Below are 21,976 nucleotides of genomic sequence, written 5' to 3' on the forward strand. Positions count from 1 at the left end.
GACATGCTTTCCCGTATACTGCCCACCGAATATCCACTGCGCCTGACGGCCGTGCTCTTTGCTTTTGTGCTTCTCGCCTCCTGCGGGGAGGAAACCGAATCGGCGCCCGACCAGAAAGAAGCCCTGAACGCCTGGTTTGACGAAAAATTCGAAGAGGAACTCATGATGAGCCCGTTGCAGCTCACCGTCATGGGCCGCAAGGAACTCTACGACCAGATAGACGACATGAGCCTGGAGGCCCAGGCGGAACACCTGGCCTGGAAGGAGGCCACCGTGGAGGAACTCCGCTCGAAATTTGATTACGAAAGCCTGGACGAAACGGACAGGACCTCCTACGACCTCTGGATCTACCAGTACGAAATGGAGAAAGCGGGCGAACCTTTCTGGGGGATGAATTACGTGTTCGACCAGATGCGCGGCATGCATACCACCCTTCCGAATTTTCTGATCAACTTCCACCGGGTGGACAGCCTGCCGGATATGGAGGCTTATATTTCCCGGGTAGGGGAATTGGGACGTGCCATGGAGCAACTAACTGCCAGGGCCCGGGAACAGGCAGCCGACGGGATCCTGCCGCCGAAATTCGCATTTGAAACCGTATTGAAACAAACCCGGGCCCTGCTGGAGGGGAAGCCTTTTACGGATTCGGGCGACAGTGCTCCGCTACTGGCCGATATGGAACGGAAAATCGCCGCCTTGCAGGAGAAAGGGGAAATTACCCAGGAGCAGGCCGATTCCCTGGGCCAGGCAGCGGCGGAAGCTCTGACAACCTCCTTTGAACCGGCGTACCGCGATTTGGTGGCCTGGTTGGAGGCCGAGATGCCGAATGCACCGGAAAGCCCCACCGGCGTGAGCCGCCATCCGAACGGTGAGGCGTACTACAACCACCGGCTGAAGGCATCGACCACTACCGACCTGACCGCCGACGAGGTGCATCAGATTGGCCTGGACGAGGTAGCCCGGATCCAGGAAGAGATGCGGGCCATCATGGAAGAGGTCGGGTTTGAGGGCGATTTAAAGGCATTCTTTGAATTCGTCAACACGGACGAGCAGTTTTTCTTCCCGAATACCGATGAAGGCCGGCAGGCCTACCTGGACGAATCTACCGCCTACCTGGATGCCATGTACGCCAAGCTGCCGGACTATTTTGGAATCCTGCCCAAGGCGGGCCTGGACGTAAAGCGCGTGGAGGCCTTCCGCGAGCAGGACGGCGCCCCGCAACACTATTACCCGGGCACCCCGGACGGTTCCCGAAACGGCACGTACTACGCCCACCTGTCGGATATGACGGCCATGCCCAAGTCCACCATGGAAGGGGTGGCCTACCACGAAGGCGTCCCCGGGCACCACATGCAAATATCCATCGCCCAGGAGCTGGAATCCGTGCCCAAGTTCCGCACCCAGGCCGGTTTTACGGCCTACAGCGAAGGTTGGGGCCTGTATTCGGAGACCCTGGCTGGGGAAATGGGCGGCTATGAGAACCCCTATTACGATTTTGGCCGGTTGGTAAACGAAATCTGGCGGGCCATCCGCCTGGTGGTGGATACCGGCCTGCACTCCAAGGGCTGGACCGAGGCCGACGGCATCCGGTATTTTGAGGAAAACTCTTCGATTGCACCCGGGGCCATCAAGGCGGAAGTACAGCGCTATATGGTGATGCCCGGGCAGGCTACTGCCTACAAGATCGGGATGCTGAAAATCCAGGAATTACGCCAAAAGGCCGAAACGGAACTCGGCGACCAGTTTGATATCCGCGCCTTCCACGATACGATCCTGGGTGGGGGCGCTATGCCGCTTGAACTCCTGGAGCGTCGCGTGAATGAATGGATTCGGGAAACCAAGGCGGCCACCCCGCCGATTAAGGAGGGGTAGGGACTGGCGGCTCGGTGAGTCCCGCCCGAAAGCCTTCAACTTGCTTCATGCGGGAATTGCTCGGCAAAGCCTCGCGAGTCCCGCCCGAAAGCCAAAGCCTTCAACTTGCTTCATGCGGGAATTGCTCGGCAAAGCCTCGCGAGTCCCGCCCGAACGTGTTGAAAGAAGAAAAGCCCGCCTGCTCCGCAGGCGTTGGCGTTTTGGTTTTCCCGCTCTCGCTCAAGCAAGCTTGGCTCGGCGTTAAAACCAAAAAGCCAGCGCTTTCAGCGCCGGCTTTTCTTCTTATCCGTACTCGGGACGGGACTTGAACCCGTACGGCCGCAATGGCCATTGGATTTTAAGTCCAACGTGTCTACCAATTCCACCACCCGAGCGGACTGCGAACAAAAAAACGCTGACAGGCAGCGTTTTTTGTGCGTGGAGCGAAAAACGGGATTCGAACCCGCGACCTCCACCTTGGCAAGGTGGCGCTCTACCAACTGAGCTATTTTCGCAGTAAAATGTGAACGTGTGTCTTTGAAAGACGCGGAGGCAAATTTAAAACATTTTGGCGAAAACCCAAGAACAATTTGGCGAAAAAGGATCCGAAATCCCGGGTGGGATTCCCGTACGGAATCGCGAAATTTTGCAAGCCTCCAGGCACTTATTAAACGTCAATTAACCGTGTCCGGATCCGGCTCATCTGGCTTCAATTTCCAGTGCCGGACGTGGGAGGAACCCATTTAATAACCCGCCGCCTGCCCATCCTTCCGGGATTCGGAGGCACCGGTATATACTTTATTCGGCAAATCCACGCCGATGGCCTGGTAGCCGCCGTAGATGCCCACGGCAAAGGCTACGGCATGCCCCTTTTTCTCCAGTTCGCGTACCGTTTGGTAGTCGAACCCGCTTTCCAGGTTCAGGGTGCCCCCGTTGGTCATTTTAGAACCTGTGGGCTGGGAACTGCCGCTGTGGCGCATCCGGGGGGCGTCGCCCGCTTCCTGCAGGTTCATCCCGAAGTCGACGATATTCACCACGATCTGCGTGTGTCCCTGGGGCTGCACGGCCCCGCCCATCAGGCCGAAGCTGAGTACGGGCCTCCCGTCCTTAGTTATAAAAGCGGGGATGATGGTGTGGAAGGGCCGCTTGCCGGGTTCCAGCGCATTGGCGTGACCCGGGTCCTGTACATTGAACATCTGCCCCCGGTTCTGCAATACAAACCCCAGCCCGTCGGGAACCATCCCCGAGGCAAATTCCGAATAGATACTCTGGATGAGGGAGACCATGTTCCCGTCCTCATCCGCCACGGTCAGGTAGGTGGTATTCCCCGCCTCGATTTCCATATCGCCGGCCGGATAGGAATCCGCAGCCCGGTCCATATCGATGAGCGACCGCCGTTGGTCCGCATAGGCATCGGAGAGGAGTTCTTCCAGGGGGATGTCGTTGAATTCAGGGTCCGAATAAAATTTTGCCCGGTCTTCGTAGGCCAGTTTTTTCGCTTCAGTAAGCACGTGCAGGTAGTCCGCGCTGCCAAATCCCATGGACGCAATATCAAAGCCCTCCAGGATATTGAGCATCTGCAACGCTGCCGTCCCCTGTCCGTTCGGGGGCAGTTCCCAGATGTCGTAACCCCGGTAATTGACGCTTACCGGCTCCACCCAGTTGGAAGTGTGGGCGGCCAGGTCCTCGTAGGAGAGAAACCCGTCGTGTTTTTTCATGTAGCTGTCGATGGTACGGGCGATGTCGCCTTTGTAAAAGGCATCCCGACCTCCCTTGGCGATCATTTCATACGTGCTGGCCAGGTCCGGGTTTTGAAAGACCTCCCCCTTTTTCGGGGGCCTGCCATTTGGCATATAGGTCTCGGCAAAGCCGGGCTGGTCCTGGGAATACGCATAAGAGCGTTCCATTTCATAGGCGATGACTTCGGATACCGGGAAGCCCTCCCGGCCGTAGTCGATGGCGGGCTGGAGGATTTCCTTCATGGGGAGTTCGCCAAATTTTTTGTGCAGGGCAAACCAGCCGTCCACACAGCCGGGGACGGTTACCGGCAATGGGCCGCTAAAAGGCACATAACGCATGTCGCGCTCCATAAAATAGTCGATTGAAAGGGATTGGGGTGCCCGGCCGCTACCGTTGAAACCGTAGAGTTTCTGGTCATCCGCATCCCAGACGATGGCAAAGATATCCCCGCCTATACCACAGCTTGCCGGTTCCACCAGGCCCAATACCGCATTGGCGGCAATGGCTGCATCCATGGCTGTGCCCCCTTTTTTGAGGATGTCCAGGGCTACCTGTGTGGCCAGTGGCTGGCTGGTGGCGGCCATGCCGTTTCGCGCCAGGATTTCGGAGCGGGTGGTATGGGTCTCCCCGGTGAGGCGGTCCTGTGCCGAGGTGGAAAAGGTAAATGCCAGGATGGGAATAAGGATGAGGAACTTTTTCATGGGATGGTGGATTGGTGTTTCCTAAAGCTATTAAAAATATGGGTTCCCTATTTGGGTGTGATTCAATTTCGGGAGTGATTCGATTTCGGGAGTGATTCGATTCTGTCGGCCGATGGGGTAGGGCCGATAGAGCAGCAGGTTCAGGAAGAGGCCCGGTTCTTGGATTTGAGCAGCCGCTTGATCTCGTTGAGTTTCATCAGGGCTTCCACCGGGGTGAGCGTATCGATGTCCAGGTCCAGGATTTCCTCCCGGATCTGTTCCAAAAGCGGGTCGTCCAGGTTGAAAAAGCTCAGCTGCATGTCTTCCTTTACCGCGTGCAACCCGTCGGTGAGTTCTTCCCCCGCATGGGATTTTTCGAGCTGAACAAGAATTTTCTGGGCCTTGCGGACCACTTCCCCCGGCATGCCCGCCATGCGCGCCACGTGGATGCCAAAGCTGTGGTGGCTGCCGCCGGGTTCCAGTTTGCGAAGGAATAGCACCTTGTCCCGGAGCTCCTTTACGGACACATTGTAATTTTTGATCCGGGCAAAGCTGCCGGCCATTTCGTTGAGTTCGTGGTAGTGGGTGGCGAAAAGCGTCTTGGCGCGGGCCGGGTGCTGGTGGAGGTATTCGGCAATGGCCCAGGCAATGGAGATGCCGTCGTAGGTGCTCGTGCCCCGGCCAATTTCGTCCAGCAGGATCAGGCTGCGCTCCGAGAGGTTGTTCAGGATGGAAGCCGCCTCGTTCATCTCTACCATAAAGGTGGATTCCCCCAGGGAAATATTGTCGCTGGCCCCCACGCGGGTAAATATCTTGTCCGTGACGCCCAGCCGGGCAGCCTCCGCGGGCACAAAGCTCCCAATCTGCGCCAGCAGCACAATCAGGGCGGTCTGCCTAAGGATGGCCGATTTCCCACTCATGTTCGGGCCCGTGATCATCAGGATCTGCTGCTGCTCCCGGTCCAGGTGGAGGTCGTTGGGCACATAGGATTCCCCGGGGGGCAGTTGGCGCTCAATGACCGGGTGGCGGCCCTGGCTGATGAGCAGGTCGGTGGCATCGGTCATTTCGGGGCACACATACCCGTGTTGCCCCGCAAGGCTTGCAAAGCCGCACAGGCAGTCCAGCCGGGCCAGCGTCCGGGCATTTTCCTGTACGGGGGCGATGTATTCCTGCATCCAGACCACCAGTTGGGCAAAGAGCTGTTGCTCCAGGTCCAGGATGCGTTCTTCGGCCCCCAGGATTTTGGCCTCGTATTCCTTGAGTTCCTCGGTGATATAGCGCTCGGCGCTCACCAGCGTCTGCTTGCGGATCCATTCCAGGGGCACCTTATCCTTGTGCGTGTTGCGCACTTCGATGTAATACCCGAAGACGTTGTTTGAGGCGATTTTCAGGGAGGTAATCCCGGTGCGTTCCTGTTCCCGTTTCAGCATTTGCTCCAAGTAGTCCTTGCCGGATCCGGCCAGGTTGCGGAGCTCGTCGAGTTCTTCGGAGAAACCGGGCGCTACCGTACGTCCCTTGCCGATAATGGCCGGGGCTTCTTCCAGCAGGACGGCCCCTATCCGTTCCCGCAGGGCCTGGCAATCGTCCAGGCTGCCGGCCAGGTCCCGGAGCGCGGGTTCTGCAGCGGCAGCAGCCCGTTGTTTCACGGGGATTACGGCCTGCAGCGCATTTTTTAAATGGACGGTTTCCCGGGGGGTGATCTTGCCGGCGGCTGCCTTGGCAATCAGCCGTTCCAGGTCGCCCATTTGCCGGAGCTGTTCCCGCATCGGCCCAAGTTCCTCCGGGTGGGAGTTGAGGTGCGCCACAATGCGGTGGCGCTTTCGGATGGCCTCCAGGTCCTTGAGGGGCAATGCGAGCCATTGCCGGAGCAGGCGCCCGCCCATGGGGGATCGGGTATGGTCCACCACGTCGAGCAGGGAAACGCCCCCGGGGTCGCGGGTGCGGAACAGCTCCAGGTTTTGCATGGTAAACCGGTCCATCCACACATAGTCTTCCGAGGCGAGGCGGCGCACCCCGCCAATGTGCCCGAGTTGCCGGTGCCGTGTTTCGCCCAGGTAGTGCAAAACAGCCCCCGCGGCAACGATCCCGTCCGGCTGGGCATCGATGCCGAAACCCTTCAGGCTGCTGGTCTTAAAGTGGCCGGTCAGCGTCTCCCGGGCGTAGTCCTCCTGGAACACCCAGTCTTCCAGGTTAAACGTATGGTAGGCGGTGCCGAACTGCTCCCTGAAGTCGGTGCGGTGATTCTTGGAGACCAGTATTTCCTTCGGGCTGAAATTCTGGAGCCATTTGTCCGTGGTTTCCCGGTTGCCCTCGCTGACGAAGAATTCCCCCGTGGATACGTCCAGGAAGGAAATGCCCATCCGCAATTTGCCAAAGTGTACGGCAGCCAGGAAGTTGTTGGATTTTGCCTGCAGCATGTCGTCGCCCAGGGCCACCCCCGGGGTCACCAGTTCGGTTACCCCCCGTTTGACGATGGTCTTGGTTTGTTTCGGATCCTCGAGCTGGTCGCAGATGGCCACCCGTTGCCCGGCCTTGACGAGTTTGGGCAGGTAGGTGTTCAGCGCGTGGTGGGGAAATCCCGCCAGGGCGGTCTGGTCGCCCCCATTGTTGCGCTGGGTCAGGACGATGTCCAGGATTTCTGCTGCCCGCTCGGCATCTGCACCAAAGGTCTCGTAGAAATCGCCTACGCGAAACAGGAGCAGGGCATCCGGGTATCGTTTTTTGATCCCGTTGTACTGCTGCATGAGCGGGGTCTCCTTTTTCTTTTTGGCTGCCAAAATCAAATGGTTACAGGGTGCGGAACGAAAATAAGGGATTCGCCCGGCGCACCCAATGGATGTTGATATTTTGGGATAACTTCGGCGCGGGATGCCAGGACGCTGCAGGCGCGAAGTAAAGGCCGGGGCCGCGAAAAGTTCTATTTTTGGTCCCGGAAGGAATACATGCCATGCGTAAACTGAAAAACGAAGAACTCGGCAGACTGGATGTCGCAGCCTTTAAGGAAGCGCCCAAAACGCCTGCCGTGCTCATTCTGGACAATATTAGGAGCCTGCACAATGTAGGTTCCGTATTCCGGACGGCCGATGCCTTCCGGGTGGAAAAGGTCTGGCTCTGCGGAATCACGGCCCAGCCGCCCCACAAGGATATCCGCAAGACGGCCCTGGGGGCCACGGAAAGTGTTGCCTGGGAATACGCAGGGGATACGCTTCAGGTCCTGGACCGGCTGGAAACCACCCACGAGTGCTGGGCCCTGGAGCAGGCGGAAGGTGCGGTGTCCCTGGGGGAATTCCGGCCGGAGCCCGGTAAGCGGTACGCCTTTGTCCTCGGCCACGAGGTGAAAGGGGTTTCCCAGGCAGTGATAGACCGCTGCCGGGGGGTGGTTGAAATCCCCCAGTTGGGGACGAAGCATTCCCTGAATATCTCAGTGGCTGCCGGCGTGCTCCTCTGGGATTTTTATTTAAAACAGGCCCGGGACCTGGAATAAGCGGGGATTTCCAATACAAAAGCAAAAACCCCGGCCGCGAGGCCGGGGTTTTATGATATTTGAGTTAGTCAGCTTCCCGTAAAAGGGAGCCGCAAGAAAATAAAAGCTGCAGAATCCGCCAAGGATTGCCTAGATTTTAACATCCCCCTCCCGGAGGATCCGGGCAGACATCTCGTTCAGGACCTGCTCGTAATCTTCCGGGTTGGCCACGAAATCGAGTTCGCTTACATCGATCACCAGCGTATTGAGTTCCGGGGAATTTCGCATAAAGTCAAAGTAGCCGCGGTGTATTTTCTCCAGGTATTCGGCCGGGATTCCCCGTTCGTAATCGCGTCCCCGGTTGGCAATCTGCCGGAGCAGCCGGTCCGTGTGCTGGTACAGGTACACGTACAGGCGCGGTTTCCGGACCTCCTGATACATCAATGTAAAGAGCTTGCGGTACAGCAGGAATTCATCTTCCTGCAGGGTGATCCGGGCAAAAATCAGGCTTTTGTAAATGTCGTAGTCGCTCACCATAAACCGTTTGAAGAGGTCCAGCTGGCGCGTGTCCTCGGTAAATTGCTGGTAGCGTTCGGCCAGGAAGGACATCTCCAGGGGGAAGGCGTACCGCGCCTGGTCCTGGTAAAATTTCGGCAGGAAGGGGTTGTCGGCAAATCGCTCGAGGATCAGTTTCGCATTCATATCTTCGGCGATTTTTCCGGCCAGCGTGGTCTTCCCCGCCCCGATATTCCCCTCGATGGCTATGTAGCCGAGATCTGCAAACTGTGAGGCCCGGTCCGGAAAAATCTTGATTCCGGATCGGGTGACGCCCGACCGGTCCCTGCAAGCCTGCAACAGGTTACGGGTATCTTTGCCCAGCAGGGGGTGGTAGTATTGGGGGGCGATGTCCGCCAGGGGCTTCAGGACGAATGCGCGTTCGGGTATCCGCGGATGCGGGATTTCGAGCCCGGTAGCCGACAGGGTGGAATTTCCGTAATAGAGGATGTCGATATCCACCTTCCTGGAGGTATACCCCGGGGTCCCGTCCCGTTCCCGCCCCAGGTCTTTCTCGATGCCCAGGAGGGTCCCGAGGAGTTCCACGGGCGACAGGCTGGTTTGGATTTCCACGCAAAGATTCAGAAAGTCCCCGCCTTCAAACCCCCAGGAGGGCGACTCGTATACCGGGCTGATGCGGCTGACCCTGCCGGCGCGTTCCCCAATCCGGAACACGGCCTGCTGCAACAGCCAGGCGCGATGACCCAGGTTGCTTCCCAGGGAGAGATAGGCGGTTTCGCGTGATTTTTCCACAGCGCAAATTACGTAAAAACATCCCGATTCGCACCGGGGCGACCCCCCGTAAATCGCTTGCTTATGGTTATCTTTGCAGCTAGATCCAACAACAATGGCATTTCTAAGAAACCTGCTTGCAGCAATCCTCGGCACCCTGGTGGCCCTGGGGATCGTATTTGTAATGTTCCTGATTTTCGTCAGCCTGGCCGGGAGCCAGGAGCCCGTCCGCATCCCGGACGATTCCGTACTGGAACTCAGTTTCCCCTACCCGATAAACGAATACAGCGGCAATGACCCGGGCGATCCGCTGGCTGGCCTGTTCGACGCCTCCCAGGGCATGGACGAAATCACCAAAGCCATCCGGCTGGCAGCCACGGACGACCGGATCAGCGGCATCAGCCTGGGCGGGCCCTACCTGCTGGCGGGCATTACCCAGACCCGCGCCATCCGGCAGGCACTTGCCGAATTCAGGGAAACCGGCAAATTCGTCTACGCTTACGGGGACTTTTACATGCAGAAGGACTATTACCTCTCCAGCGTGGCGGACAGCGTATTCCTGAACCCGGTGGGGACGGTCGATTTCAAGGGGCTTGCAGCAGAAGTGCTTTACTTCAAGGAATTCCAGGAGAAGACCGGTTTACAGATGGAAGTGGTGCGGCACGGGAAGTACAAGAGCGCTGTTGAGCCCTTCCTGAGCGATTCGATGAGCGATGACAACCGGGAACAACTCCGGGAATTGCTCGCCTCCATCTGGTCGAGCATCCGGGAGGAAATTTCGACCAGCCGGGGCCTGTCGGTTGACGAGCTGGACCGCATTGCCGACGGCCTGCTGGCGCGCACCCCGGAACGGGCGGTGACCACCGGCCTGGTGGACGCGCTGATTTACCGGGGGGAGTACGACGACCTGTTGGCCAGGGCTTCGGGCCGCGGGGAGGACGACCCAAAGATTGTCACGCTCCAGGACTACATCCGGGCGACCAAGAACAAGCGGCTGCATACGGGGGATTCCCGGATTGCGATTGTCTATGCCCAGGGGGAGATTTTTTACGGTGAAGGCGGCCCGGACTACATCGGCCAGGTGCGGATGCAGGAAGTATTTAAAAAAGTACGCGAAGATGAAGATATCAAGGCGGTGGTTCTCCGGATCAACTCCCCGGGGGGCAGCGCGCTGACCTCCGAGATCATCTGGCGCGAAATTATGGAGACGCGCAAGGAGAAACCCGTGGTGGTTTCCCTGAGCGACGTAGCCGCTTCCGGGGGGTATTACATGGCGGTGGCCGGGGATCGGATCGTGACGGAACCCACTACTATTACGGGATCCATCGGGGTTTTCGCCACCATCCCCAATATCAGCGGCCTCTCGGAAAAGATCGGAATCAATGCGGAGCAGGTGGGAACCCATGACATGTCCGTGGATTATTCCTTTTTTGAGCCGATGGGCGATGATTTCCGGGAGGTGGTCCGGGAAGGTATCGAGGACACCTACGAAACCTTTTTGCAACGGGTGGCCGACGGACGGGGCATCAGTGTGGCGCAGGCGGACAGCCTGGCGCAGGGCCGCGTGTGGAGCGGCACGGATGCGGTGCGCCTCGGGTTGGCGGATGCCCTGGGAGGCATGCCGGAAGCCCTGGATACCGCGGCAGAACTGGCGGGCGTTGAATCGTACCGGACCCTGAGCCTGCCCAAGTACAAATCGGGACTCGAACGGTTGATGGAAGATCTGGGCGGGGCCGGGGAGGCGGCCGGGCAGGCCGCACTGACGGATCGGTTGGGGGCCGAGTGGGCAGGTATCCTGGAGCAGATCCGGGAACAGCTGCAGCGCAAGGGCGTGCAGGCACGTCTTCCCTTTATCCTGGAAATCCGCTAAGGATGAAGCAGGCCGACCAGCGGGTTGCCTACAAGGCCTACCTATTCCTGGGGGCGTTGTTCATCACCTCCCTGGTGGTGTCCAACCTGATTTTTCAGAAATTCTTTTATTGGAAGCCCTTTGGGGAAGTGGAGGTATTCGGGGCACCCCTCTTTGAATTGTCGGTAGGCATCCTCCCTTATCCGGTGACCTTTTTGATCACCGACCTGATCTCGGAGATATACGGCCGCAAAAAGGCAAACCAGGTTGTTACCGCGGGGATCTTCGCCTCGTTTTTTTCCATGGGCATCGTCCTGCTGGCAGACCGGGTCCCCGCCATTGCGGGATCGCCGGTAGACGATGCAGTTTTCAGCCAGGTATTCGCGCTTTCCCCCATCGCGGTGCTGGCCTCCATGCTGGCGTATTTGTTTGCCCAGTACATCGATATTGCCATATACCATTTCTGGAAACGGCTAACCCGGGGCCGTTACCTTTGGCTCCGCAACAACTTTTCAACATTCTCCTCCCAGATCGTCGATACTTTTACCGTGATTTTCCTCCTGTGTACGTTTGGCGTCCTGCCCTGGGAGGCCTTTTATGGCCTTTTTGTGTCCGGGGTGATATTTAAGATATTTATAGCATTTCTCGACACGCCTTTGCTCTATCTTTTCGTATATATCTTCAGGAAGCGCTTCGGCCTGGCTCCAAACGAGGAACTGCCGCTGGCTTTCTGACAGCATCCGGACAAACCATTTATCGAATAAGACATACGGATTCCCAACGGATCGCGTTAATTATACCGGAGCGTCCCGCCGGATGGGACCCCATACAGATCACACCATATGAAACGCAAAAAACTGCTGAAAATAGTTGCCGGCATCCTGGTATTCCTCCTGCTTTTGGTTATCGGCATCCCGTTGTTCCTGGAGGCCAAAATCGGCCCCATACTCCGTTCGAATGTAAACCGTTCCATCACGGGCGATTTCGATTTTCGGGAGGCCGACCTGAGCCTGATCCGAAATTTCCCGAATGCCCGGGTTTCCCTTCGGGATATTACCCTGACCACGGCGGCCCCGTTTGAGGGGGATACGCTTTTTAAGGCCCGGGAAGCCTACCTGGTGATGGGAATCGGGGAATTGTTCAAGGGCGCGGGCGAGCCCATTGGCATAAGGGAGTTATTCGTGTCGGGGGCCGACCTGCGGCTTCGCCTCGACGCGGAGGAGCGCCCGAATTACCTGGTTGCTGCTGAAGACCCGGCCGCGACAGGGGCCACAGCCGCCTCGGATGGATTTACCTTCGACCTGCAGGGGTATCAAATTGCGGATTCGAAGATTTCCTATATGGACCAATCGTCCGGGATCAGCTTCCTGCTCGAGGATATACAGCATACGGGTTCCGGGGACCTCTCCCTTGCGGAGTCCCGCCTGGAAACCCGCACGGACGCCCGGATCAGCCTGGGGATGGACAGCGTGCAGTATCTGGACCGGAACAGCCTGCAACTCGATGCACGCATCGGTATTGACCTGGAAACGGATACCTATACCTTTCTGGAGAACGAGGGCCTGATCAACCAGATGCCCCTGGTTTTCGAGGGAAGTGTCCAGCTCGTTGAAGAAGGCCAGGAGATTGACCTGGATTTCCGTACGCCCAGTTCCGATTTCAAAAATTTCCTGGCGCTGATTCCCGAGGCGTATTCCAAAAGCCTGGAGGAGGTGCGTACCAGCGGGCAGTTTACGCTGGAGGGGTCCATTACGGGCCGGTCGGACGACACGCGCATCCCCAACCTGGATATCCGGATGGAAGCCGTGGACGCGGCCTTCCGCTACCCGGACCTGCCCAAGGGGATCGACGACATCAATTTCAGCGCCCGTTTGTTGAATACTACCGGGATCGCCGGGGATACCTACCTGGAAATCCCGGCAGCCGGGTTCCGGATAGACCAGGACGTCTTTAATATGAGCGGGAATATCCGTTCCCTGACGGGCAACCCGGAGGTGGACGCGGCCCTGAAGGGCACCATCAACCTCGCCAGCCTGGACCAGGCCTACCCGGTGGAACTGGCACCCGGCCTGAGCGGGGTGCTGCGGGCCGACGTGCAGACGGCATTTGACATGGCTTCGGTGGAGAATAAACAGTACGGGAATACCCGGACCTCGGGTAGCCTGCAACTGAGCAACCTGAATTTTCGGGCCGATAATTTTGCCGAACCGGTGAAGATTCGGGAGGCCCGCCTGCGTTTCGACCCGGTGGAGGCCCGCCTGGAAAGCCTCTCCGGTTCGCTGGGGCAGAGCGATTTTACCCTGAGCGGCACCGTGCGGGACTACCTGGGCTACCTCCTGGCCGACGGGATCCTGAAAGGTCAGTTCAGCCTGACATCCAACCAACTGCTGGTGTCGGATTTTATGAGCCCGGAGGACCCTGGCCAGGCTGAAAAGGAGACGGGGGCCGATGCGCGTGCATCCGGACAGGCCCCCGACGGTGGCCCGGCCTTCCAAATCCCCGCAGCCATCGATGTTTCTATCCGAGGACAGGCCGCCAGCGTGGTATACGATGGCCTGCCTTTGCGCAACGTTTCCGGCAACCTGCAGATCCGGGACCAGGAGCTCCAGCTCCGGGATGTCCGTTCCGATGCGCTGGATGGCAAGCTGGCGCTCAATGGGACAGTTGCCACGGGTGAGGGCCTCCCGCGCTTTAATATGGACCTGGGGATTGACGGCTTCCGTATCCGGGAAACCCTGGAGTCGATCGAATTATTCGAGACCCTGGCCCCGATCGCTTCGATTGTGGAAGGGAAACTCAATTCCAGGGTGCAGCTAAGCGGCCTGTTGAACAGCGATTTCAGCCCGGACCTGATGTCCCTGGCCGGGAACGTGGTCGCCGAAGTATTGGCGTCCGACATCACGGGTACACGGGCGAAGGTCCTTGAGGCCCTGGATGCCCGGATGGACTTTTTCAACATGGAGGACCTGGACCTGAAAGGGCTTAAAACGGCCCTGAATTTCGAGAACGGCCTGGTAACTGTCAAGCCCTTTAGTTTTACCTACCGGGATATGGAAGTGTCTGTGGCAGGCAGCCACAGCTTTGACCAGCAACTCAACTATACCGCCACCCTGCAGGTGCCGGCTAAGTACCTCGGCAGCGATGTTAACCGCCTGGTAACCGAGCTGCAGGAGCCCGGCCTGAAAGAAGCGACCGTCCCGGTGGTGGCCACTATCGGGGGCCGTTATTCGGACCCGAATGTACAAACCGACCTGAAACAGGCCGTGGCAAGCCTCACTTCGAGGCTGGTAGAGGCACAGAAACAAAAACTTGTGGCGTCGGGCAAGGAGAAGGCCAAAGACCTGATTGGGAACCTTCTGAAAGGGTCTGCGGACAGTACGCGTAACAGCGCGCCGGATTCGGCAAAAACCGGCCTGGGTTCCGTCCTGAAGGACGTAGTGGGTTCCGGCAGGCAGGATACCACAAAGGCCGCAACCGGGGAAAAGACCACGGCCGGGGAGCAGGTTGGTCAATCGGCCCGGAAGATCCTGGGCGGGTTGTTGGGCAAGAAAAAGGATACGGCAGGTACGGCAAAGGACACCTTGCAGTAGGCCGGCCCCTATTTTTCGGCCCTGGATTTTTTCCTGTTGCGATCCCACCACACGAAGGCTGCAAACAAGACGGCACTGATGACCGACACCCAGATTAGCCCGTTTTTGAAGGAGTCGGACAACCCGCCTACCAGCGCGAGCGCAATCGTCAACGGGGCAATTCCCAGGAGGGTGGAGCCGATAAATTTCCAGTAATTCATACCGAGTACCCCGGCGACAAAACTGATGGCGTCGTTGGAGAGGATCGGGTTTACGCGGGTGATCACGACGGCCCAAAACCCGTAATCCGCGAGGAACCGGGTCACTTTTTTCTCGCTATTTTCCCCGATGAGCCGTTTAACCGTTTGTTTACTCAGGGACCGGCCGATGAGGTATCCGATGGTGGAGGCCGTAAAGATGGCCACAAAAACCACCAGGCTGCCCCAAAACGGCCCGTAGGATAGGATGGACCCGATCATCAATACCACAGACGGGACCACGATGAGGAACATTTGTACTACCATGCTGCCCACTATGACTGCGGGCCCAAGCCATCCGAAACCCCGGACCCAATCCCGGACCTGTTGCTGGTCGCCGCTGGTGAGGACCTCCCAGGCGCGATCGTAGAATTCCCGCGCCTGAGGCCAGAAAAAATAGGATCCGACCAGGAAACAAAAGATGCCGGCGGAAAGCGCAAAGGTCCACCAGTTATCGGGGAGTATATCGCGGAATTTCGACATGGTTCAATTATCACAATTTCCCGGTAGCCGGACCATTCCGAACCGCTGAATTATTGAACGAATCGGGGGGCAGCCCCAGGGGTGTTGGGCCGGGTACTAGGCAATCTCCAGGGCCACGTAATAACCCTCGCTGCCCCGGACGTTGAATACCGTATGGTCCTCAAAAATCAGGTACTGCCCCTTGATGCCCATCAGCCGGCCAGTAAATTCCAGGGTTTTTTCCAGATTCAGGCTCTTTACCTTCTCCGGGTACCGGAGCACGGGGAATTCCAAATGGGTTTCCTGTGTGCTGTCGATAAAATAGGGGAGGGCCTCCTCGGGGATATGGGGTTTCAGGTCGTTGCGCCAGGCAAACAGGTCCACATCCTCCAAATTGTTTGTGAGCATTTTGCGCCAGTTGGTCTTGTCGCTTACGTGTTCCTTCAGGGCCACCTCGGTGATCCCGGCCAGGTACCGGTTGGGTGTCTCCACGATCTCAATGGCCTCGTGGGCTCCCTGGTCGATCCAGCGGGTGGGAACCTGAGATTTCCGGGTTACCCCCACCTTGACGTTGCTCGAATTGGCCAGGTAGACGATATGCGGCTGCAACTGCACTTTTTTTTCATACGCGAGGTCCCGGTCTTCCTGGTCCAGGTGGGCCTTGCTTTTCTCGGGGTGCATGATCCATTCGCCGGCCTGTGGGGTTTCGAAAAAACAGGAACGGCAGAACCCCTGGCGGTAGATCGGCCTGTCCAGCCCGCAGGAGAGGCACTCGTACTTCAGGAACCTGAGGCCAACCTGCCGATCCAGCAAATCATTCATTCGGACGAAGTCTCCCGGAAACAACAAATAGTAGCGGATGGGCTGGTCCCATTCGGTTTCCATCTTCCGCAGCACCCCTTTGTATTGCATGCACTTCTCTTTTAAAATTGTATCTTTAGCCGCTTTCAAAGCCCGTAAAGATACCGAAAAATGCCTATCCCGCTTTTCAATTCGATTGCATCGTGGTTGCTGAAAAAGCGGTATCACCAGATTGAACTTTTCCTGAAATACCCGGGCGAGGTCCAACAGGAGGTACTGACCAACCTGCTGGAATTTGCCGAAGAAACGGAAATCGGGCAGCAATACGGATTTGAGGGTATCACCTCTTATGAAGCCTATGCGGGGCGGGTCCCCCTGGTTACCTACGAAGAATTCGAACCGCTGATCGAACGGACCCGGCGGGGGGAGCAAAACCTGTTCTGGCCCACCGAAATCCGGTGGTTTGCCAAGAGCAGCGGCACCACCAATGCCCGGAGCAAATTCATCCCGGTGAGTTCCGAGGCCCTGGAAGACTGCCATTTCAAATCCGGGAAAGACATGTTGTGCCTGTACCTGAACAACAACCCGAATTCCCAGCTCTTCACGGGCAAGAGCCTGCGTTTGGGCGGGAGCAAGGAGTTGTACGAGGACAACGGCACCTATTTCGGCGACCTTTCCGCCATCCTGATAGACAACCTGCCCTTCTGGGCGGAACTCAGCAGCACCCCCAGCAACAAGGTTTCCCTGATGAGCGAATGGGAAAGCAAACTGCAGGCCATTTGCCGGGAGAGTATCCGGGAAAATGTCACCAGCCTGGCCGGCGTGCCCTCCTGGATGCTCGTATTGCTCAACCACATCCTCCAGGAGACGGGCAAGGAGCACCTGCACGAGATCTGGGAAAACCTCGAGGTATACTTCCATGGGGGGGTCAGTTTTAACCCCTACCGGGAGCAGTACCGGAAGCTGTTGCCAAAGGAATCCTTCCAGTACTACGAGATCTACAACGCCTCGGAAGGGTTTTTTGCCATACAGGACCGGAATGACAGCCAGGACCTGCTGCTCATGCTGGACTACGGCATTTTTTACGAATTTATCGCCATGGACAGTTTCGGGAAACCCAGCCAGCGGGTCATCCCGCTCTGGGAGGTGGAATGCGGGGTGAACTACGCCCTGGTCATCACCACCAACGCCGGCCTGTGGCGGTACCAGATCGGGGATACCGTGCGCTTTACAAGCACGAGCCCGTACCGGATCCGCATCACCGGACGGACCAAGCACCACATCAATGTATTCGGGGAGGAACTGGTGATTGAAAATGCCGAGGAAGCTCTGCGCCGCAGTTGCAGGGAAGCCGGCGGAAGTATTGCCGAATATACCGCAGCGCCCGTATTCATGTCCGGAAATGAAAAAGGGGCGCACGAATGGCTGATTGAGTTCCGGGAAACCCCGGCGGATATACAGGCGTTCTCCCGCCTGCTGGACACCCACCTGCAGGACCTCAATTCCGATTATGCCGCCAAGCGGTACCGCAACATCACGTTGAACCCGCCCACCGTCCACCGGGCGCGCCAGAACCTCTTCTACGACTGGCTCAAGTCCAAGGGAAAACTCGGCGGGCAGCACAAAGTACCGCGATTATCCAACACCCGGGAGTATCTTGAGGAGCTCATGGCCCTGGACCGGGGCGTGGAAAAAGTCTGACCCGGGGACCTGCTTCATTGTGCGCTATCCGAAGCCTCTTGGCCTGAATCCGCATGCGGGTAAACCACCGAGCGTATTTTGTCGTAAATATGATAGCACTTAACGATACAGGCTGTCTGCCCCGGAAGGTACGTCGAGAATTTGCCCCAGATTAACCGATAATTGCGGCGATACCAGAATAATTTAACAACTTCGGGTACCAGATTAACCTGCGCATGCTTTAAACATAGCAACTATGGCAAGAAGACTCGTCGTCCTTTCGGACTTGTGGGGTTCCAAAAAGGGCCTGTGGATCACTTCCTACCTCGGATACCTGCAACAGTATTACGATATTGTGTATTACGACAGCCGGCAACTGGCCGACATGGACCTGCCTCCCGTGCATACAGCGGAGGACGTGTACCACGCTTTTGCCGAAACAGGCATGAAACGAGCGGCAGCCCGGTTGTTATCCAAAGAGCAGGAACCGGCCGACTACCTCGCATTCGGGGGCGGCGGCAGTATTGCCTGGCAGGCAGCCCTGATGGGCCTCCCGGTGAAGTCGCTCTATGCAGTCTCACCCCTTTGCCTCCAGAAAATTGGGGGCAACCCGGAGTGCCCGGTAACCCTGGTTTACGGGGAATACCACGAAAACCGCCCGGCACCCCTGTGGTTCCGCCAGACAGGCCTGAAGCCCGAAATCATTTCAAAATTCGGCCAGGAACTGTATTCGGACGAAAAGATTATTCAGAAGGTTTGCAAGGATTTACTCAAGGAGGTTATCCAGAACCGGAGCGGCAAGTCTAAGAAACAGCTTTCAGCTTATTGATTGTCTCGAAAGAGAGTTTTTCCTCGGCATAGGGCTTGGTGACCTTGAATTCGGTCTCTTCGGTGCTCGGTAATTCGAACATCGCATCGGTGAATACCGCTTCGCACAGCGAACGCAGCCCTCGGGCCCCCAACTTGTACTCAATCGCTTTATCGACAATAAAATCGAGCGCCTGGTCGGTGATCTTAAAGGTGATCCCGTCCATGGCGAACAATTTTTCGTACTGCTTGATGATTGCATTGCGAGGTTCGGTCAGGATGCTGCGAAGCGTCTTGCGGTCCAGGGGGTTCATGTGCGTGAGCACGGGCAGCCGGCCGATAATCTCCGGGATGAGCCCGAACTCCTTCAGGTCTTTCGGGATAATGTATTGCAGCACGTTTTCCGCATCCAGGGATTCCTCCCGCTTGGAGGCGCTGTAGCCGATGGCCTGCATGTTCAGGCGGCGGGTGATGATCCGCTCGATGCCGTCAAAGGCACCCCCGGCGATAAACAGGATATTTTCGGTATTGACTTCGATGAATTTCTGGTCCGGGTGTTTCCGGCCCCCTTTGGGCGGGACATTGACCACGGTCCCCTCGAGGAGCTTCAGGAGCCCCTGCTGTACCCCTTCGCCCGAAACGTCCCGGGTAATGGAAGGGTTGTCGCTCTTGCGGGCAATCTTGTCCAGCTCGTCGATGAAGACGATGCCGCGTTCGGCTTTTTCCAGGTTGTAGTCGGCAGCCTGCAGCAGCCGGGTGAGGATGCTCTCCACATCTTCCCCTACATAGCCCGCCTCGGTAAGCACCGTGGCATCCACAATGGCCAGGGGTACATTGAGCATCCGGGCAATGGTTTTGGCCATCAGCGTTTTTCCCGTACCGGTCTGGCCCACCATAACGATGTTGCTCTTCTGGATTTCGATCTCATCCTCCTTGGAACTGGGTTGCAGGAGCCGTTTGTAATGGTTGTAGACCGCGACGGACAGTACCTTCTTGGTTCGTTCCTGCCCGATGACATAGGTGTCCAGGAATTCCTTGATCTCCACGGGTTTTTTCAATACGAGCTCGGAGGAGAGGTCGTCGGATTTCGACTGACGGGACTCCTCGGCCACGATACCGTGGGCCTGCTCGATGCACCGATCGCAGATATGTGCATCCAGACCGGCGATCAGCAGGTTGGTTTCCGGCTTCTTGCGGCCGCAAAACGAACACTCTAAATTCTCCTTTGCCATAATCAGTTGCCTGCTGTATTAAACTAACGCTAAATATCCTAAAAATTGTCCCCGGATCAGGTGTATCCGCTCTTTTTCAGGTTAATCCTTGTCCCGTTCCAGGATTTCATCGATCATCCCGTATTCCAGGGCCTCGCCGGCTTTCATCCAGTAGTCGCGGTCGCTGTCCTCCTGGATCCGGTCAAACGGTTGCCCGCTGTGTTTTGAGATGATCTGGTAGAGTTCGTCTTTGATTTTAAGAACCTCCCGGGCTGCAATTTCGATGTCGCTCGCCTGCCCCTGGGCCCCCGACAACGGTTGGTGGATCATCACCCGGCTGTGCTGCAGGCCGCTGCGTTTTCCTTTTTCGCCTGCGCAGAGCAGTACGGCAGCCATGGAGGCGGCCATCCCGGTGCATATCGTAGCGACGTCCGGCTTGATGAATTGCATGGTGTCGTAGATCCCCAGGCCGGCATAGACGCTTCCCCCCGGGGAATTGATGTATATCTGGATATCTTTGGAGGAGTCCGCACTGGCCAAAAACAGCAACTGGGCCTGGACGATGTTTGCCACCTGGTCGCTGATGCCGGTTCCCAGGAAAATGATCCGGTCCATCATCAGGCGGGAGAATACGTCCATCGCAATCGCGTTGAGCTGGCGCTCCTCAATGATATTCGGGGTCATCCCCACGGGATACATGCTGGTTAGCCCGCGCTCGAGCTGCAGGCTGCTGATGCCGCGGTCCTTGACGGCGTAATCCTTAAATTCCTTTGCGTAGTCCATAGATTCGTTCTGGTAATTTCCAAGCGCGCCGTCCGTACCGGAATTCTCCGGATTACCCCTGGCGCACTCCTTAAAAAAAAGGTGCCGTAACAGATACTGCCGGCACCGTAAAGATATGAATTTCGGTCGTGCCGCCGCCCCGGGGGCCAATTTTTGAGTGCCCGGGACCCGCGGTTATCCGTAAACCTCCTTGACGAACTGGTCGTAGTTCACTTCCTTGACCTTGAGGTTGGCCTTTTCCTTGTACAGGCTGAGGAGTTTCTGGCTCATCAGTTGTTCGGAGAGGCGTTTAACTTCCTCCCGGTTGCCCATCACCCTCCCGGCGATATTCTCCAGGTCTTCCTCCTTCGGGTCCGTCTGACCGTATTGGGCCATCTGAGAACGGATGAAGCCTTTCGCGAATTCTTTTAATTCGTCGAACTGGATATCCAGGCCGTGCTCTTTAATGAGTTTTCCCTCAATCAGCTGATACCGCAACCCTTTTTCGGAGCGCTCAAATTCATCGCTGGCCTCTTCCGGGCTCAGGGGTTTTTCCCCGGTGGTCTGCATCCATTTTTTCAGGAATTCGCGGGGCAGGTCGAATTGGGTGGACTCGATCAGTTGTTCGGTGACGTCGTTGAGCAATTTCTGGTCGGACTGTTGCTGGAATTGCCCTTCCGAATCCTCTTTGATACGTTCGCGCATTTCCTTTTCGGAAGTGACATTGCCCGGGCCGAAAAGCTTGTCGAAGAGCTCCTGGTTCAATTCGGCAGGCTGCCGCTCATTCACTTCCTCGATGTTGAATTCCACCTCGATGTTCAGGTCTTCTGCCTGCTCCCGGTCGATTCCCAAAGTGCTCGCCAACAGGTAATCCTCCGTGAGGAGCCCCTTGGTCTTCAGCGTCACCGTATCCCCGGGTTTGGAGCCTTTCAGGGCAGACAATGCCTTCTTGCTTTTTACCTTGGACAGGTCCAGGGTGGTTTTGTGTTCAATTTCGGCTGCCTCGTTCACAAAGGTGCCGGTAACCTCGTCCCCGGCCGTAATTTCTTTTTTGGCCACGAGTTTTCCGTACTGTTTTCGGATCCGGGTAACCTGGTCGTCGATCATTTTCTTATCGGCGACAATCTTGTAGTGGGGGATCGCTTTTTTGGTTTTCAGGGACACCTCGAATTCCGGGGCCAGCCCGAGTTCGAATTCGAAGGCGAGCTCTTCGGAATCCCAATTGAAGTTGTCCTGTTGCTTGGGCAGCGGATTGCCGAGTACGTCCAGCTTCTCCTCTACCAGGTAGTTGTTCAGGTTGTCCTGCAGCAGTTTGTTGACCTCGTCTACCAGTACGGCCTTCCCGTATTGCTTCTTGATCAGCCCCATGGGGACCTGTCCTTTACGGAATCCGGGGATGTTTGCGTTTTTCCGGTAGTCCTTGAGGATTTTATCCACCTTGTCCTGGTAGTCTTCCTTGGTGATAGCCACCTTCAGGACGGCGTTCAACTCATCGATCTGCTCTTTGGTGATGTTCATTTATTTCTCCTTTGCGTATAAAAATGGGATGCAAAAATA

At 57.2% G+C, this 21,976-nt stretch carries 15 protein-coding genes and 2 tRNA genes; 7 read left to right on the forward strand and 10 right to left on the reverse strand.

Going from position 1 to position 21,976, the window contains the following annotated elements; translation table 11 throughout:
• Nucleotides 1-3 precede the first annotated feature (3 nt).
• The gene (locus AC3DKS_RS06470) at nt 4-1,872 is read left to right on the forward strand and encodes a DUF885 domain-containing protein (RefSeq protein ID WP_420592506.1); all 1,869 of its coding nucleotides are present in this window, start codon (nt 4-6) and stop codon (nt 1,870-1,872) included.
• 289 nt (nt 1,873-2,161) lie between these two features.
• On the opposite strand, the gene AC3DKS_RS06475 is transcribed toward AC3DKS_RS06470, so the two are convergent.
• The 4 genes from AC3DKS_RS06475 to mutS form a co-directional block, all read right to left on the reverse strand.
• Nucleotides 2,162-2,246, reverse strand: a tRNA-Leu gene (locus AC3DKS_RS06475).
• Between the two features lie 44 nt (nt 2,247-2,290).
• A tRNA-Gly gene (locus AC3DKS_RS06480) sits at nt 2,291-2,366 on the reverse strand.
• A 228-nt stretch (nt 2,367-2,594) separates the two neighbouring features.
• Nucleotides 2,595-4,292, reverse strand: a complete 1,698-nt coding sequence (gene ggt / locus AC3DKS_RS06485; RefSeq protein WP_272607572.1) for a gamma-glutamyltransferase — start codon at nt 4,290-4,292, stop codon at nt 2,595-2,597.
• Nucleotides 4,293-4,432: 140 nt separating this feature from the next.
• A complete protein-coding gene (gene mutS / locus AC3DKS_RS06490) occupies nt 4,433-7,048 on the reverse strand; it encodes a DNA mismatch repair protein MutS (RefSeq protein ID WP_272607571.1) in 2,616 nt (871 codons plus the stop codon).
• A gap of 170 nt (nt 7,049-7,218) precedes the next feature.
• Between mutS and AC3DKS_RS06495 the strand changes: the two genes are divergently transcribed.
• Nucleotides 7,219-7,755, forward strand: a complete 537-nt coding sequence (locus tag AC3DKS_RS06495) for an RNA methyltransferase (protein WP_012813600.1) — start codon at nt 7,219-7,221, stop codon at nt 7,753-7,755.
• A 129-nt stretch (nt 7,756-7,884) separates the two neighbouring features.
• Here the strand turns inward: AC3DKS_RS06495 and folK are convergent, their stop codons facing one another.
• On the reverse strand, nt 7,885-9,042 hold the full coding sequence (gene folK, locus AC3DKS_RS06500) for a 2-amino-4-hydroxy-6-hydroxymethyldihydropteridine diphosphokinase (protein WP_272607570.1): 1,158 nt from the start codon (nt 9,040-9,042) through the stop codon (nt 7,885-7,887).
• Nucleotides 9,043-9,136: 94 nt separating this feature from the next.
• On the opposite strand from folK, the gene sppA reads away from it, so the two are divergent.
• From sppA to AC3DKS_RS06515, 3 genes are all read left to right on the forward strand, one after another.
• Complete coding sequence (sppA, locus tag AC3DKS_RS06505; protein ID WP_474731613.1) at nt 9,137-10,891, forward strand: signal peptide peptidase SppA; 1,755 nt, start codon at nt 9,137-9,139, stop codon at nt 10,889-10,891.
• 2 nt (nt 10,892-10,893) lie between these two features.
• The gene (locus AC3DKS_RS06510) at nt 10,894-11,604 is read left to right on the forward strand and encodes a queuosine precursor transporter (RefSeq protein WP_012813597.1); all 711 of its coding nucleotides are present in this window, start codon (nt 10,894-10,896) and stop codon (nt 11,602-11,604) included.
• A 108-nt stretch (nt 11,605-11,712) separates the two neighbouring features.
• The gene (locus tag AC3DKS_RS06515; RefSeq protein ID WP_012813596.1) at nt 11,713-14,460 is read left to right on the forward strand and encodes an AsmA family protein; all 2,748 of its coding nucleotides are present in this window, start codon (nt 11,713-11,715) and stop codon (nt 14,458-14,460) included.
• Between the two features lie 8 nt (nt 14,461-14,468).
• On the opposite strand, the gene AC3DKS_RS06520 is transcribed toward AC3DKS_RS06515, so the two are convergent.
• Together AC3DKS_RS06520 and AC3DKS_RS06525 are read right to left on the reverse strand one after the other, a co-directional pair.
• Entirely contained in the window at nt 14,469-15,179 is a 711-nt protein-coding gene (locus AC3DKS_RS06520; RefSeq protein ID WP_272607568.1) for a TVP38/TMEM64 family protein, read from the reverse strand.
• 96 nt (nt 15,180-15,275) lie between these two features.
• Nucleotides 15,276-16,070, reverse strand: a complete 795-nt coding sequence (locus tag AC3DKS_RS06525) for a DUF2797 domain-containing protein (RefSeq protein ID WP_272607567.1) — start codon at nt 16,068-16,070, stop codon at nt 15,276-15,278.
• Nucleotides 16,071-16,130: 60 nt separating this feature from the next.
• Here AC3DKS_RS06525 and AC3DKS_RS06530 point away from each other — a divergent pair, with 60 nt between their 5' ends.
• Entirely contained in the window at nt 16,131-17,660 is a 1,530-nt protein-coding gene (locus tag AC3DKS_RS06530) for a GH3 auxin-responsive promoter family protein (protein ID WP_272607566.1), read from the forward strand.
• Between the two features lie 235 nt (nt 17,661-17,895).
• Nucleotides 17,896-18,468, forward strand: a complete 573-nt coding sequence (locus tag AC3DKS_RS06535) for a hypothetical protein (protein WP_272607565.1) — start codon at nt 17,896-17,898, stop codon at nt 18,466-18,468.
• Here AC3DKS_RS06535 and clpX read toward each other — a convergent pair.
• The 3 genes from clpX to tig form a co-directional block, all read right to left on the reverse strand.
• Nucleotides 18,443-19,678: an ATP-dependent Clp protease ATP-binding subunit ClpX gene (gene clpX, locus AC3DKS_RS06540; protein ID WP_272607564.1), complete on the reverse strand. Its 1,236-nt coding sequence runs from the start codon at nt 19,676-19,678 to the stop codon at nt 18,443-18,445. The two genes, AC3DKS_RS06535 and clpX, sit on opposite strands and share 26 nt — an antisense overlap.
• A gap of 81 nt (nt 19,679-19,759) precedes the next feature.
• On the reverse strand, nt 19,760-20,440 hold the full coding sequence (gene clpP, locus AC3DKS_RS06545) for an ATP-dependent Clp endopeptidase proteolytic subunit ClpP (protein WP_041326859.1): 681 nt from the start codon (nt 20,438-20,440) through the stop codon (nt 19,760-19,762).
• A 174-nt stretch (nt 20,441-20,614) separates the two neighbouring features.
• A complete protein-coding gene (tig, locus tag AC3DKS_RS06550; protein ID WP_012813587.1) occupies nt 20,615-21,937 on the reverse strand; it encodes a trigger factor in 1,323 nt (440 codons plus the stop codon).
• Between the last annotated feature and the right edge of the window lie 39 nt (nt 21,938-21,976).

The sequence above is a fragment of the Robiginitalea sp. genome (assembly GCF_982776155.1).

What these genes read in the sequence shown, in the direction of transcription:
- AC3DKS_RS06470 (WP_420592506.1), top strand. Translation starts at nt 4, where the DNA reads ATGCTTTCCCGTATACTGCCCACCGAATATCCACTGCGCCTGACGGCC.
- ggt (WP_272607572.1), bottom strand. Translation starts at nt 4,292, where the DNA reads ATGAAAAAGTTCCTCATCCTTATTCCCATCCTGGCATTTACCTTTTCC.
- AC3DKS_RS06495 (WP_012813600.1), top strand. Translation starts at nt 7,219, where the DNA reads ATGCGTAAACTGAAAAACGAAGAACTCGGCAGACTGGATGTCGCAGCC.
- sppA (WP_474731613.1), top strand. Translation starts at nt 9,137, where the DNA reads ATGGCATTTCTAAGAAACCTGCTTGCAGCAATCCTCGGCACCCTGGTG.
- AC3DKS_RS06510 (WP_012813597.1), top strand. Translation starts at nt 10,894, where the DNA reads ATGAAGCAGGCCGACCAGCGGGTTGCCTACAAGGCCTACCTATTCCTG.
- AC3DKS_RS06515 (WP_012813596.1), top strand. Translation starts at nt 11,713, where the DNA reads ATGAAACGCAAAAAACTGCTGAAAATAGTTGCCGGCATCCTGGTATTC.
- AC3DKS_RS06520 (WP_272607568.1), bottom strand. Translation starts at nt 15,179, where the DNA reads ATGTCGAAATTCCGCGATATACTCCCCGATAACTGGTGGACCTTTGCG.
- AC3DKS_RS06525 (WP_272607567.1), bottom strand. Translation starts at nt 16,070, where the DNA reads ATGCAATACAAAGGGGTGCTGCGGAAGATGGAAACCGAATGGGACCAG.
- AC3DKS_RS06530 (WP_272607566.1), top strand. Translation starts at nt 16,131, where the DNA reads ATGCCTATCCCGCTTTTCAATTCGATTGCATCGTGGTTGCTGAAAAAG.
- AC3DKS_RS06535 (WP_272607565.1), top strand. Translation starts at nt 17,896, where the DNA reads ATGGCAAGAAGACTCGTCGTCCTTTCGGACTTGTGGGGTTCCAAAAAG.
- clpX (WP_272607564.1), bottom strand. Translation starts at nt 19,678, where the DNA reads ATGGCAAAGGAGAATTTAGAGTGTTCGTTTTGCGGCCGCAAGAAGCCG.
- clpP (WP_041326859.1), bottom strand. Translation starts at nt 20,440, where the DNA reads ATGGACTACGCAAAGGAATTTAAGGATTACGCCGTCAAGGACCGCGGC.
- tig (WP_012813587.1), bottom strand. Translation starts at nt 21,937, where the DNA reads ATGAACATCACCAAAGAGCAGATCGATGAGTTGAACGCCGTCCTGAAG.